This window comes from Lacticaseibacillus kribbianus (genome assembly GCF_020180945.1).
GTDB classification, from domain to species: domain Bacteria; phylum Bacillota; class Bacilli; order Lactobacillales; family Lactobacillaceae; genus Lacticaseibacillus; species Lacticaseibacillus kribbianus.
In genome coordinates this window covers 1-13,227 of record NZ_JAIPUL010000007.1, presented here as the reverse complement: position 1 = coordinate 13,227, position 13,227 = coordinate 1, and the positions used below count along the sequence as shown (strand labels likewise).

General features: G+C 52.6%; 16 protein-coding genes and 1 pseudogene. 10 read left to right on the top strand and 7 right to left on the bottom strand.

Going from position 1 to position 13,227, the window contains the following annotated elements; genetic code table 11:
* Positions 1–247 precede the first annotated feature (247 nt).
* The 6 genes from LE416_RS13000 (at position 248) to LE416_RS12975 (ending at position 4,549) form a co-directional block, all read left to right on the top strand.
* On the top strand, positions 248–1,231 hold the full coding sequence (locus LE416_RS13000; protein ID WP_225049394.1) for a hypothetical protein: 984 nt from the start codon (positions 248–250) through the stop codon (positions 1,229–1,231).
* 243 nt (positions 1,232–1,474) lie between these two features.
* Positions 1,475–2,083: a recombinase family protein gene (locus tag LE416_RS12995; protein WP_054664864.1), complete on the top strand. Its 609-nt coding sequence runs from the start codon at positions 1,475–1,477 to the stop codon at positions 2,081–2,083.
* A gap of 490 nt (positions 2,084–2,573) precedes the next feature.
* Positions 2,574–3,041 carry a JAB domain-containing protein gene (locus LE416_RS12990; protein ID WP_225049393.1) on the top strand — a complete coding sequence of 156 codons (468 nt, stop codon included), beginning with the start codon at positions 2,574–2,576 and terminating at the stop codon, positions 3,039–3,041.
* 11 nt (positions 3,042–3,052) lie between these two features.
* On the top strand, positions 3,053–3,268 hold the full coding sequence (locus LE416_RS12985; protein ID WP_125706269.1) for a hypothetical protein: 216 nt from the start codon (positions 3,053–3,055) through the stop codon (positions 3,266–3,268).
* A gap of 12 nt (positions 3,269–3,280) precedes the next feature.
* Positions 3,281–3,676 carry a hypothetical protein gene (locus tag LE416_RS12980; RefSeq protein WP_125706267.1) on the top strand — a complete coding sequence of 132 codons (396 nt, stop codon included), beginning with the start codon at positions 3,281–3,283 and terminating at the stop codon, positions 3,674–3,676.
* 6 nt (positions 3,677–3,682) lie between these two features.
* The gene (locus LE416_RS12975; RefSeq protein ID WP_225049392.1) at positions 3,683–4,549 is read left to right on the top strand and encodes a hypothetical protein; all 867 of its coding nucleotides are present in this window, start codon (positions 3,683–3,685) and stop codon (positions 4,547–4,549) included.
* A 181-nt stretch (positions 4,550–4,730) separates the two neighbouring features.
* Here LE416_RS12975 and LE416_RS13155 read toward each other — a convergent pair whose 3' ends face one another.
* The gene (locus tag LE416_RS13155; RefSeq protein WP_257793773.1) at positions 4,731–4,865 is read right to left on the bottom strand and encodes a hypothetical protein; all 135 of its coding nucleotides are present in this window, start codon (positions 4,863–4,865) and stop codon (positions 4,731–4,733) included.
* Positions 4,866–5,540: 675 nt separating this feature from the next.
* On the opposite strand from LE416_RS13155, the gene LE416_RS12970 reads away from it, so the two are divergent.
* The 4 genes from LE416_RS12970 (at position 5,541) to LE416_RS12955 (ending at position 6,881) form a co-directional block, all read left to right on the top strand.
* Complete coding sequence (locus tag LE416_RS12970; RefSeq protein WP_054663372.1) at positions 5,541–5,792, top strand: hypothetical protein; 252 nt, start codon at positions 5,541–5,543, stop codon at positions 5,790–5,792.
* A gap of 12 nt (positions 5,793–5,804) precedes the next feature.
* A complete protein-coding gene (locus LE416_RS12965; RefSeq protein ID WP_054663369.1) occupies positions 5,805–6,155 on the top strand; it encodes a hypothetical protein in 351 nt (116 codons plus the stop codon).
* Between the two features lie 128 nt (positions 6,156–6,283).
* Positions 6,284–6,508, top strand: a complete 225-nt coding sequence (gene mazE / locus LE416_RS12960) for a type II toxin-antitoxin system PemI/MazE family antitoxin (RefSeq protein WP_054663376.1) — start codon at positions 6,284–6,286, stop codon at positions 6,506–6,508.
* Entirely contained in the window at positions 6,495–6,881 is a 387-nt protein-coding gene (locus LE416_RS12955; RefSeq protein WP_054663366.1) for a type II toxin-antitoxin system PemK/MazF family toxin, read from the top strand. The genes mazE and LE416_RS12955 overlap by 14 nt, the downstream gene beginning before the upstream one ends.
* Positions 6,882–7,065: 184 nt before the next feature.
* Here LE416_RS12955 and LE416_RS12950 read toward each other — a convergent pair whose 3' ends face one another.
* The 6 genes and pseudogenes from LE416_RS12950 to LE416_RS12925 form a co-directional block, all read right to left on the bottom strand.
* A complete protein-coding gene (locus tag LE416_RS12950; RefSeq protein ID WP_225049391.1) occupies positions 7,066–7,932 on the bottom strand; it encodes a DNA/RNA non-specific endonuclease in 867 nt (288 codons plus the stop codon).
* A gap of 13 nt (positions 7,933–7,945) precedes the next feature.
* A complete protein-coding gene (locus LE416_RS12945) occupies positions 7,946–10,393 on the bottom strand; it encodes a DUF3991 and TOPRIM domain-containing protein (protein WP_225049390.1) in 2,448 nt (815 codons plus the stop codon).
* A 51-nt stretch (positions 10,394–10,444) separates the two neighbouring features.
* Positions 10,445–11,701, bottom strand: a complete 1,257-nt coding sequence (gene mobP2 / locus LE416_RS12940) for a MobP2 family relaxase (protein ID WP_225049389.1) — start codon at positions 11,699–11,701, stop codon at positions 10,445–10,447.
* Positions 11,694–12,137 (bottom strand): hypothetical protein, encoded by a 444-nt coding sequence (locus LE416_RS12935; protein ID WP_125706256.1) that lies wholly within the window; start codon positions 12,135–12,137, stop codon positions 11,694–11,696. The genes mobP2 and LE416_RS12935 overlap by 8 nt, the downstream gene beginning before the upstream one ends.
* Entirely contained in the window at positions 12,134–12,388 is a 255-nt protein-coding gene (locus LE416_RS12930; protein WP_054663354.1) for a hypothetical protein, read from the bottom strand. Before LE416_RS12930 ends, LE416_RS12935 begins: the two co-directional genes overlap by 4 nt.
* Positions 12,389–12,700: 312 nt before the next feature.
* Positions 12,701–13,227 (bottom strand): annotated as a pseudogene (locus LE416_RS12925) (hypothetical protein); the annotation flags it as partial.

Here is a 13,227-nt window from a genome sequence, read left to right as displayed (position 1 = left end):
AAGATTATGCAGCCCGGTAGTGCCGCGTCCAGCTGCTGAAGCTCAGTCCCACCAGGGTATACCCTGGTGGGACATTTTCGGAACCCGTCAAATTAACGTTTATCGTGTCCCACCAGGGTGTATTATCAAAGAAAAAGAAATTTCCACGGTTAGGTACATGTGTATGTACTTATCGGAGAACCCCATCTATAATAGAAGTAAATAGTCGGAATCGCTTAATCAGAACACAACGACGGGAGTGAAGGCATTGGCGAAAACAATCAGTAAGCAGCAGAAATGGAACGCAGCTCACCGAGAAGCGACCCGGATTGCTAGCGATCGAAGTGCAACCAAGCGCTTCATCCAACGATACGCCACGGCTGACGATCTCGTTGCAGTTGAGAAAATGGTACAAAGCCAGCGCGCAGCATTGAAGGAACGTGAGGCAGAGGCGATCCGGCCGTTGGATCTGTATGCCGGGGTTATCGGGCACTCATCAGATGATCAGCCTCCGCGAGGCTTTGATGTGATTGAGTCGGCGGACGTTATCACGGCCTCCTTTGAAGGCAAGTTCCTCGTCAAAACACCAGACCGAAGCAAGCTGGATCCGTTTAGCTTTGATTGGCACCAACGCGAAACGCTTGCAAGTGACCACCTGGACGCCTGGTGGCAATGGGAATCAAAGCTGCCGAGGCTGCATACGGAGAGCCGCATATTCCGCGCCTATCCGGTGGAGAAACGCGCTGAAATCGAAGCGGAGCTGGAGAAGCAGTTTGGCTATCAGCCAAGGTTCAAGGTTTGTTACAGTGCTGCGGCACTGACACGACGGGAAAATGAGTTCTTCAGCCCGTTCTCTGAAGAACCTATTATTAGATGGGAAGGCGCTGGCCGGGGGTACTGGCCAACCCAGCAGACCGAAGTGGTGAGCGGTAATCTTTCTCTGGTTGAAGATCAGCCCTGGGAGGAAGGACACCCGCCATTGCTGGAAACAGAAGTGCTGCGTCCAGCCTATGAGGCGCTAAGCAAAGAAGACAAACCTGTGTATGTACCAACAGACCAGGCCCCGGTGCTGAAGCCCAGAAAGTACCAGGCAATCAAGGTCACGCGACGCACGCAAAAGGATGGTACTGAACGAGAATACCGCAAACCCGCTGGCCAATATCGCGGTCTCAATCGCACGGAAGCGTACAAGGCTTATCGTAAAGATCACCCGCACGCGAACCTACACAACATCGAGCTTGAGGAGATTTAGACAAAGTGGGCCAACTCGGCCCAAAGTTGTGCTGAAAGGTGGGGTAACTTTGGCAATCAAGGCAACGAATACACAGCTTAAGGTCACAATGACGCCTGAGCAGCGCTTAGTGCTAGACCAGGTCAAAAGCACAAGTGGCGAACGAACTTCGGAACTTATCAATCGGCTACTCGCGACCGAGCTAGCCTTGCAGCAGGCCGGCCTCAACCACGACTTGCACGCTAAGCAGAGAGGTGGACACTAATGGCCAAAGTTGGTTATGCGCGAGTCAGCACGACAGATCAAAATTTGGCGCGTCAATTTGCCGCCTTTGACCAGGCGGGCGTCACGAAGGTATTTGCCGACAAGCTAAGCGGCAAGAACCTGGAGCGGCCGCAGCTCAGGGCGATGCTTGATTACATCCATGAAGGCGACGAGGTGGCGGTGCTTAGCGTAGATCGCCTGGGTCGCAATAACGCTGAGCTGAGCCAGGTCATCGGGATCATCAACAGCAAAGGCGCTATGCTGAACATCTTGAGTTTGCCTACTTTTAGCGAGATCAAGGAACCTAACTTGCGCCGCCTGATCATCAACATTTTCCTGGAGCTGAACAAATACCAGGCCGAGGAAGAGCGCAGAAAGATTCTGGAGCGGCAACAAGAAGGCATCGCCGAAGCTAAGAAACGCGGCGCGTATAAAGGTGGCCGAATCTTGTACTCCGCCGACGTTCAGAACGCCAAGAATCGTTTGGCCTACGAGCAGCTGGTGAAGCTTGTTGGCGAAGGCGTGCCCACAAAGGAAGTTGCGCGAAGAATCGGCGTCGCGCGCAGTACTGTCTACCGAATCATCAAGAGAGATCACCTCAAGGACTGATTACAGAAACGAGAACCGGTGCCCAGGTTGAGAAGACCAGGATGGTGGTTCTCTTTTTTTGATCCTTCAAGCCAGGCCACAGCCTGCACTCACAAACCGAGTGTAGGCTGTTCAACGTTATGTGGCGGCGCGCCCAGGGGGCCCTTGCGCACGCCACGGTTACTTTAGTCTCCTACTGCTGTTTTGCGGTCTTGCAAGAATCCAGAAGGAGTGATCAGTGCTTGCCCTGCTTCGCAGTGCCTGGCGTACCGCCAGAAGCCCGCCGCGCTTTTCTTCATCTCTCGCGCTACGCCTAACGCCGCTTCGCGGCTACACCGGAACCCTTCCACCGGCAAGGGGCGAAAAACTTTTGCAAACCCGGCAAAACTTTTTGCGCTCAGCCCACCCTTGCCGGTTCCAGGAACCCGGTGTTACGGCTACGACGTCGAGAGATGAAGAAAAGCGCAAATGCGCAGTAGAAGGTCGGGCCGGAAGCCCAGGAGGTAATCTGATGAAGACGACAATCAAAGTAACTCAAAATGCGGTTATGGTAACATCTGTGAAACTGGTGCAAACGAAAATACCGCTGTCATGGGCCGGGGTTCCTATCCTTGGCGAGCTCACGGCAACATACGTGGCCCAACAAATCATCGGCGACGATGCCAGCGAGAGTCTGTTGGCAATGTTCCTAGATACTAAGAACCAAGTCATCGCCGCCCAACGCGTGTTCACTGGCACAGTCAACAAGGCCCTTGCCGCACCACGCGAAATCTTACAATCAGCGCTGTTGTGCAACGCCGTGAGCTTCATCATGGCTCACAACCACCCCAGCGGTGATTGCACCCCATCGGACGCAGACCGCCAGCAGATGCAAGCAATGGAGCTAGCCGGGAACGTTGTGGGTATCAAAATGTTAGATAGTCTGGTCGTATCGCCGGAAGACGCGTACTCAATCAAGAGCAACGCCCACATGGCCTAGGAGGGATAATCATGAAATCATATATCATCTATTGCGGGTATCAAATTCTGGGAGAGCAGGCCGACTGGTCGGAACACGTCAGCGCACGCAATGAGCTAGAGGCTCTTAAAGCGGGCAAGCAGAGCATTCTTGCACAATCCGTTCGACGGCCAGACGAGTACGGTGTGAACGTTGCACAGGCCGACAACCCAGAGCACGTAATCATCGGCATGGACTACATCGGATAGGAGGCGGACAGTATGAAGACGGTATACGAGGACGTTGTGAAGCAACCAGCCGACAAGCTGGCCCAGACCATGCAGGACATGACGTACTGCTGGAATGAAACCGTGGTACCCAAAAAACACTACAAGAAGCTCCTCACCAAACAGCTAGAGGAGGTTGTCGCGGACAGCGTTAGCGTCAGCATGGTTAATGCCTATTACAAGACGCTGGTGGAGTTCAACAAGGGAAACCGTGAATGGTACGTATCGGCCTTGTTGTGCATTGAGCTGGGCATCAACCCTAGTAAGGCCAGCCAGCAAGAGCTGGAGGCCGTCAATCGGGCCACGCTAGCGGCGCTGGCCGGGCCCGACGGCGGACTTTTGGCCCCCGACCTGAAAGCGGTATTTGACCAAGCAATGTTAGGAGCGTGAGCAAAAATGCCATTGAAATCAAGCATTCTAAGTTACCAAGACCGGGGCCGGTGGGGCAAGAGCAGTTACCGAGGTAACGTATCAGGCCACGTCATCAAAGACTTACTAGAGACGTATCGGCCGAAGAAATTTGTGGAGGTCTTTAGCGGTGGCGGCACGGGCAAGGACGTAGCTACCGACCTTGGCCTCACTGACAGTGTTCACCTAGACCTATTGACCGGCTGGGACGCGCTCAAGGACGACATGCCGGTGCAGTCAGACCTTGTGTTCTCGCACCCGCCGTACTGGGACATCATCGACTACGCGACCCAACGCGGCGCCTACGACCCGGACGACCTATCAAATGCCATGCCCTACGCGGACTTCATCAAGGAGCTAGACATTATCAACGAGAAGATATACGACAGTCTGGTCAAGGGCGGACGACATGCTTTCCTAGTCGGAGACGTTCGCAAGAAAGGTCACTACTACTCGATTATTAAGGACATGACTTGGTACGGCGACCTAGAGTGTCACCTCATCAAGGAGCAGTTCAACACTGTTAGCGGGCGGAAGAGCTACGGCGGGACGTTTGTCCCTATCGCGCACGAGCACTTGTTGGTATTCAAAAAGGGCGAAATCTGGCAGGTCAACATCAAGTACACCAAAGACTTCACCCGAACAATGGCCGACATGCCACACGCAACTTGGCGGGACCTCATCTATTCTATTGTCAGGGGACGCGGCATTACGAAGCTGGCCGACCTATACGACGCCTTGGCCAAGACTGCCAAGGCGCAAGGAAACCCTAACTGGCAAGCAAAGGCCCGACAGGTGGTGCAGGACGAACGCTATTTTGAACGTGTCACACGCGGCGTGTATCAAGTGGCGTAAGAGGCCCAGCGGGAGCTGGCCCGTTTCCTTCACATTGAGACCGTGTTATAATATAGACAAGCGAAAAGGCACCCCACAAGGAGTGCCCTTCCACAGCAGAAGCCGTTTAAAGAACGGTGGTACAAAAGTCACAAACTAAAGCCGCGACCTCTCGCCAAAGTTGAAGCGGCTTTTAGTTTGCTCATTTTTTCCGGCCGAAGCCGGTTGCTTTCATCAGCTTGCGCACTGCATTGACCAATCGTGTTACCGCGAGGACAAGCAGAGCTAGCGCACTGACAAAGGCCGTGATTGTCGCCAAAGCGCCAATCAAAAGCAAACCCGTACCTCCTTCCGTTGGAATTAAAGGTTATGAACCTTACGCCCATAAGCCTCACCTTCTCCCGAATATGAAGATACCACCGCTCATTAACTTTTCTGCTTCCTATATTATATCACAGATGCCGTCAAATGCTTAGAGCCACAAGCGTTTGACGGTATTTGATTGCCATCTCTCCGGGTAGCCGCCGCGCGGCCGAGGGAGCAGTGCGGCGGCCGTCCCGGCTGGGAGGGCGGGGGCCACGCCCCCTCACGCCCTCCGGGCAACACAGATCACGAAGCGAACGATCAAAAGGATGCAGCATAGTAAACGGTACGGCAAAACCCAGCCGCACTCGTTTGTCGCCTCCAGAAGCTCCCTCGGCCGCGCGGCGGCCTGAAACTACCAAGAACGGGTAGTTTCAAAGGCTTGCGCTGCTGTGCAGCGCCTGGCGATCTGCCAGCAAGACCTGGCGCCTTTCATTGGTTCTCACGCTCCGCCTACCGCCGCTGCGCGGCTACACCGGAACCCTTCCGCCAGCAAGGGGCGAAAAACTTTTGCAAGCCCGGCAAAACTTTTTGCGCTCAGCCCACCCTTGCTTGCTCCAGGAACCCGGTGTTACGGCTACGACGTTGAGAGTCAACGAAAGGCGCAAATGCGCAGTAGAAGGTCGGGCAAAAGCCAAGGAGGGCAAACATGAGAACACTAGCAGATTTTTACAGCGTGATGGCCACAGCGGATTATGGTGAGGAAGGCGAGACGTTCGGCGGCGATGGATGCGGGCTATACGTGTTCGGACTGGTGGCCGTCAGCACCGTTGAAAAAGAAGACAGCGTTCAGGTCACGGTCACATCACCTTATTCCTCAAGAATCTATGAGCAATCAACTAAATCTGATTACACCCAAATCCTTGACGCAATCGAAGATGCTCACGTTTCGACATTTTAGGAGGCAACCAAAATGGAAATCGCAACCTTTGCAAAGCTGGTAGAAGCGTATAACGGCGAAGATGAAAGTTTAGGGAATCTGCTTGATGCTGAGTTCTACAACATCGTCGTTGACCAGGGCCTAACCTCAACTGAAGAGGTCATCTTCAATGGTATTGTTCAAGACTTGTCGTTTACTTCAGCCACTGAGTCTACCGACCCCGGCGCTAATCAGGCGACTGCACAGTGGCAAGCAGAGATGGTGGCGGACGAAGGCCGGGAAATCAAACGAATCTTGCGAAAGGCCGCTTCAGAGTGGGACGCACTCAACGAGGTTGAGAGAGACGAGTACCTGCCAGCCAACTTTTTCTGGGAAGCACAATAATAGGATGCCGCCGTTGAGGCGGCTTTTTTCTATGCGCTAATGACGATTGAACGTGTTCCCCGAAGGATATAATGGACAGAAAACCCGCCGAGGTGTATACTACGTGTATACGAGAGGGGCGATTCAGAATGACAGTCAAAGCCAGATCAGTTGGAAACTCTGTGACGCTGACAGTACCAAAGGAACTTCGCGTCGAAGAAGGACAGGAATTTGACGTGCAACGTAAAGCCGACGGAGCCATCGTTTTTACCCCAAAGCACCGCAACCCATTTGAAGGTGAATGGTTCAAAGCAGACCTCAAGCAAAACGACGTACTGGGTGACCAGGAGGTGCTGGATAGTGAGTGGGACTGAGTACATTCCGCACAAAGGCGACATCGTGAGTGCCAGTTTTGACCCCAGTGCTGGCAAGGAGATTCAGAAGCGCCGACCAGCCCTAGTCGTCAGCAATGCCCAGTACGCAAAATTAACGGGCCTTGCGGTCGTGTGCCCGATCACTCATGCAGACAGCAACCGATTCAGAGACACCGGACTGCTCATTCCACTTCACCAGAAGAAAACGGAAGGGTACATCAACCCGCTTCAATTTCATACGTTTGATTTCCGTCGTCGGCGATTTGAGCGGATCGAGACCGTTGCAACCGACACGCTGGCGCAAGCGTTACAAACAATCAACGACGTAATCAATGCTACTGAACCCCGGAAGCGTGGCTCAGTCAAAGGCTGACTAATATCAGCCTTTTTTGGTGTCGTCAGAGGCGATTCTGACGCGTTTTTGTGCGAGACGGCGAACAACTATGCGGCAACGGCCTCAAAATAGGGCAAAAAAATAGCCCCGCCGCCCGCGTCGGCGACGGAACTAATGCAATTTTGAAGCATAATCATTCACCATGCGTAAACAGGTGTCGTCATCATTTTAGGCTGAATTGCCCAGTCTTATAGTTGATTTTAACGCCCGCCTGCTGGTTAAAGACCCAGAGGTTCAGGCGCAGACCGTTCGGATTTTTGAGGTACTGCACAATCACGTGTACGCCACGCGGTACCAACTCCGATCCACTATATATGGGTATGGCCTGGTATGCGACCGCTTCGTCCTGGTGCGCTTGCAGGTAATTTCGTGTGAGAGTCTCAGGATAAGCCATGCCGCCAGGGTTACGCATGTCGTTGGTGCCCACATTTTGCGCCCGCGTGCCAAGAATCACGTTGTGGGTTTGCATGTCTCCATTGAGTGACCAGGCGACCAGGTGCGACTTGTTGTACAAGTATCCCCGGTACCCCGTGAGTTGCACAATGCGGTTGTTATTGAAGCCGCCATGCCACCCCTTCTCTACTGAGTCTTTCGTTGCCGTGTATTTGGCATGCAAATACTCGCCAGAAACTCGCGTTTCTTCTGGGAAGGCGGGCCGGCTGACAACACTACTGTTGTGAAACATCATCGACTGATAGGTAACGATTGCCGTCACGCCCTGGGTTCTCCCGGCGCGATCAAGAGTCGAGTAATCAGTCGTCGCTGTGATATAGCTAGGCTCCTTCAAGTCACGGCTAACAGTACGCGCGAACACGCCCTCAAACTCCGGTTTGTTGTCCTTCACCACCATGTAGTTCTGCGGATACTTTTTAATGCTGAAGGGTGTCTTGATTAAAGCGTTGTCGGCCTTACTGTTCTCCACCGTTGCTCCTGGGAGGAGGCTTGATATTCCATCCACCGCCTTACAGCCACTGAGTGCGACCAGGGCCGCACCCAAGGTCAAGAGGCGGCCCAAATACTTCGTCTTCATTGTTTCCGGCCCCCTATCGTCCGGCTGCTTGTGCGGCGGCCTGTGCGGGCTGCTGAGCTAATGCCGGAGCTTGCTTTTGCGATGCCTCTGCCTTGACGCCTGGTGCTTGCTGGTACTTTCGCTCGTCTTCTTTATCAACGGCGCTATAACCATAGGTCTTGATCAGGTAGGCCATCTCCTGCGGTGAGTCAGCCTCAAACAGACCCTTATTGAGCTGATTCGCCTGTACCGCTTTTAAGCGATTGTCACCATCTTGGTTCCGTTCTTGAATCACCTTCAGTGCGTTCTCTTCGTCCTTCTTGGCATAAATCCGGTCGATTACGCGGGTGGGAAACCCGCTCTCGTTTTGCACCTGCTTCAGTCGGTCGTTCCAATCTTTGATCTCATACCTTACCGTTTTCACGCCCAGCCTTTCGTACTGCCCAGCATATGACTTTATCTTGGTGATCACTGCATGTTGCATGGTTGGATCGAGGGCCGGATCCAGGCGCTTGACCAGCGCCTGATAATCCAGACCATTTTGGCCGGTCAGGTCGTGCATGAGACCGGCCAGCTGGCCAGTACGCTCTTCATATGCTTCACCGGCCGCCATTCCGTCGCTGTGAGTGAAACCGCCTTTCAGGCCAAACCAGTTGTTGACCTCCTTGTCGTCATGAAAGTTGGTTTCTACTTTATCCAGTGCGGCGAGCGGCTCCCATGGAACACCAGCGGTGGCGGCCTGCTGTTGCAGAACCTTTAGGCGTTCCTGTGGAATTGCCAGGTTATCAACCATGAAGTGCCCGTATGGAAGGGTCTCCCCGGTTTTAACGTTCACAAAAGCGTGTTTGTTGATCATCTCATCAAAGAAGCGGTGCCCGGCTGGGTCATTGTCTACACCAAAGCCGACCCGTTCGGGAACGGCGCCAGTGCGGGAATGAAAGTATGCCATTGCTTTTGTGACGGTCTGCGGCTTTAGTCCATCCATCGCAAAGAACATCGTGTCCTTTGTTTGCGGGTGCAGACTCAAGTACGATAACGCGTCGATTGGCGACTCAAAGACGTACAGTTGTTTCGGCCGACCGATGGAGAAGTTGAAACCGTAGTCCTGCTCTGAGTTCTTGGCAATCTGCTTGAAGGTACCGCGTGGGCCGTTGCGTTTCTTGTCGATCGTCGTTCCCTGAATCGAAGCGCCAACGCGCTCACCATCATGTGCCCAGACAAACACCGCGTTGCCCTTGCTGTCCTGTTGAATGAAGCCGCGCTGGTGAAGCTGATCCACAATCGAGGGATTTAGACCGCGTGCCAGCGTTAGGTAATCGCGAGCCTTGGTGAAATCTTGAGAGTTTTGAATGTCGTACTTAAACGGTTGCCGGTCTTCAGCAGCCACTTTGGTGGTGGAGAGACTGTCGTCGTTTAATGCGGTCACTGCCTTTTGGAAGTTATCGACGCCGACAACCTTCATCATGAAGTCGATGGTTGACCCCCCTACCTGGCGGCTGTTCCAAATGAATTGGTTCTTTCGGGCATTCACTTTCAGTGAATCGTGCTGATCCCAAGACCAATAATCACCTCCGTCATGTACCAAGTTCACGCCATTCTTGGCGGCAACATCAAGAATCGAAACGGTCTTGGCGTGCAAGATCATCTTCTCCGTGATGCCCTTGTTGGCGGTCTTTGGCTTTGCCTTTTCTACTGCCTGCTCTTGCCAACTAGCCAGGTAGTGCGTGTCCGGTGAGGAATGCGGCAATTCACTTAGTAACGCGTTGTTTTCCCATTCTTTCAACACGTCCTGGCTAAATTCCAGGTGACTTTGCGGTCCTCCATCCTTTGCGAAACTGGTTAGTTGTAGGTCTACATTGGGGCGACTGCTCTTCGTCAGCGTTGCATATAACCGCTCTTCACCATTGGCGTCTACCTGGGTGATCTTGAGTGCCTGCCCGTCGTGTTCACGAAGCTGTTTGAACCACCACGCGCTGGCCTGATCAGACTTAATCATGATTTCATCTAGGTTCCCTTTCGCTGCGTGTGGTACCTCTGGGACGACTGCTGCCGGATCGAGCGCCTTCGTTGGCTTTGGTTGCGATTGGTTAGCTGCGGCTTCCAGGGTGACGGCCGGGGTGGCTGCCGCCACTTCATAACTGCCATCACGCACGACCTTCTGTTGCGCAGCGGTCAGCTTCTGGCCTTCCATAATCAGTGCCTTGCCAGACTCAGCGACCAGGCGCACAACGCCCGTCGCTGCATGAACCTGGCCCCATGGTTCGACGTGCCCATCGGTTACATCGAGACCAGGGAAAAGACCGAGAAGGTCGTTGTGATCGACGCCCCGGTTTCCCATTTGATATTGACCACTGACGATGCTGCCATTACGCAAAACGAAGATCCCTTCCCGCGGGTTAGTCGTCAACTCATCACCAATGTCGGCCAGGTATTTGAGAATCTGATCATCAGTGACCGGTGCAATCGTTGCTTCTGTTGCCATCTGTCATTCCTCCTTTTGAGTACAAAAAAATCGCAACCCGGTTGGCTGCGATCATCGTTCAGGGCCATAGCCCTGATTCTGCTGACGCTGGTGGTCAGCTTCTTTTTCATCCTGCATTCGTTCATAGTCGCGTTGTGCTTTCGCACGCGCCTTCATGTCGCCGGAAAGAGCCCGGCGGATTGACGACAAGGCTTGGAAGATGCCCTGGTTCGGCTGGCCACGCTGGGCCTTGTGGTAGGAGAACCCGTTCGGATGATCCTTCCTATAAACCGCGTCGTCTGTCTTTCTCATCTCGCTCAGGATCGAGTTGCCCATCCTGGCGTACAGCTCGTCGTACTTACCGTGTTCATAGTCCTTGGCCCGTCCAGCCTCCTTGCCTTCTTGACCAGAACCATACAGTGCCTCGCGAAAATCCGTCTCAGCCTTCAGTGCCTGATCAAACTCTTGCAGCTTGCTTCCGTGATACCGCTGCATGAATTTTGAGCTAAAAGCGTCTAGTAGCGGCCGGACTTCCTGAAGTGCGTTCATGTTGTACTTCCATTTTCGCTTGTCGTCGGGAAGCGCCTTGTAGATCTGTTGGTACAGCCGCAGCAAGTCAAAGTTCGGGAGCTTCCCCCAGTCATAGTCATGCTGCGGAAGTTCGTTACGGATCAGGCTGGAAAGGCGAGCAAGCGATTGATCCCGGTTGATTAACTCATTTGCGATTGACGACTTAAAGGTGGAAATTGTCGAGCGCTTAATCATTCCGTTTGCCGCTTCTTTTGCCTGCCCCTCGGAATCATGAATCATGATACTCTGGCGGGTTGGTTCGGGTTCAACAAAAGCAATATGCACGTGAATGTTGTCGGTATTAAGGTGAATTGATGCTGACCACACCGCCGTGTTGGCTAAACCTTCATTGATTAGAAGACCACTCATGCCATTACGAATTGTCTGTTGTATTTTCTCCTGGTCGAGCTGCTTGCTTTGCAGATTATAAAGCCCGTGGTCTGCGAGAAACCGGTTATCGAAACTCACTACAGTTTGCCACATTAGCGAGCCGTTTTTCTGTGCGAGCGCAAACTGTCGTTTCAGCTCGGTGCGTTCCTCCTGCGTTAAAGAATCCTTACCTGCCGTGAACAGCCCTTTGCTCTTTTCTGGGTTATTCATGTAATGATTGTAGCCGTCGAAACGGTTAACGTTCCAGTCCTTGAAGTGATCACCGCGCATTGCGTCCGGCCTATCCATGTAGTTCACGTAACCGCTGAACTTCTTGTCGGGTGCTGGGACAAATTTCATTACGGTCACGATGCCAGGTGACTTACTCATCACCATCACCCCGCGTCGATCTCGTTAGCTTATCCTTACGTGCGACCTGGTAAGCATGGATCTGATCTGCGACCTGCTTCTGTGTTGCGGTAATAGATTCCGCCATAACATCGGTCACCGGAATCGCGTCTTCCATGCCACTGATAATCAAATACGAGTTGAGTAAATTGGTGAGCACCCGCACGTTCTTATCGACATAACCCGTCCGAATACGAATTGGATCAAGCTGAGGTTTAACCTCCTTGGCGATTGCTTTTGCAAGGTTCTCTTGACCAGCAACCTGCCGTTGCAGTTGCCGATATTCTATAAAGAGATGTTGCAGTCCATCACCAAGCGTACGGATGCCATTTTCCTTCATGTAGTCGGCTAGCCACTCCCAAGACAACCCATTCTTGGAGGTGTCCTCAAGCATGATGTGCTTACGAACTTTTGTCATAGCCCCTCCTGTTTGTTGCCAAGAACAGCGACGAAACTGTTAATGGCTTTTGTCGATTCCGCAATCACCGTTTCGGCTTTGCGCAACGTTTCCTCCAGGCTTTCCTTGTCGTGATCGCTGAAATATTGCGACGCCGAGGTGTGGATCAGTTGTCTCAGGAATTGCTCTCTTGAGACTCCTTTTTTTGACGCAGCGTCGTCGATGACCGCTAGATCTGCACTACGAATGTTGCGAATGATTGTAGTTGCCACGTTGCCTCCTCCTTCCATATAAGGGTGCACTGTTTTCTACTGCCGCTTGCGGCGGGGCGGTTCAAAGGTCTGGCTGGGGCGAAAAGCCCAAGCCATTTGAAAGAGCATAATAGAAATCTGCTATCACAATGTGATAGAACCCGCAGTGCGGGTTGATTTGTAGTGATAGCGGAATTAAGGACGCAAACCCACGTTATAGGCCCATACGCCCACGGGCCGCAAGGCCCCAAACCCACGATTTTAGTCATTTAACCCACGCGTTTTCTGCAAAGCCCACGATACGCTATGAAAAACCCACGATATATTTTCAGGCTATTGCAGTTGTTTTTGGTATTTCCGTCGCGCAATGGTGGCAGTTTTGATTGATGCCTTTGCATTTTTGCGTGCTGTTTGCTGTGTCTTCAAAGAGCTTTTCGTGTCCGAAATCTTCTGCTTGGTTGCCGCTTTTTGTGACCCGGTTTGAACGGAAAGCGAAGCTTTCTGCTTCCTCAAAGTGGCCATTAGTGTTGCAATATTCTTGTCCGCTACCTTCACTTTTTGACGGTAAACTGTAATGTGTTTGCCGTAGAAATGAACCATGTACTTGAAGTATTCGCGTGCAAGTACCCGGTCATTTGGCGTCGAGGTTTCGTGAGAGTTTACTGCATTAACGATGCTAATTGGCTGCGATGATGACGTTGAAATGCCGCCATTGAGTTGCTTCTTTGTGCCAATGTTGATGAACAAACTCGACTGCTTATCGGGTACCTTTTTAACAACCAAGGTGTAGAAATCCTCACTTACTTGCATGAAGTGTAAATGGCGGTCATAAAATGTAGGAAAATGGCAATGCAGAATTG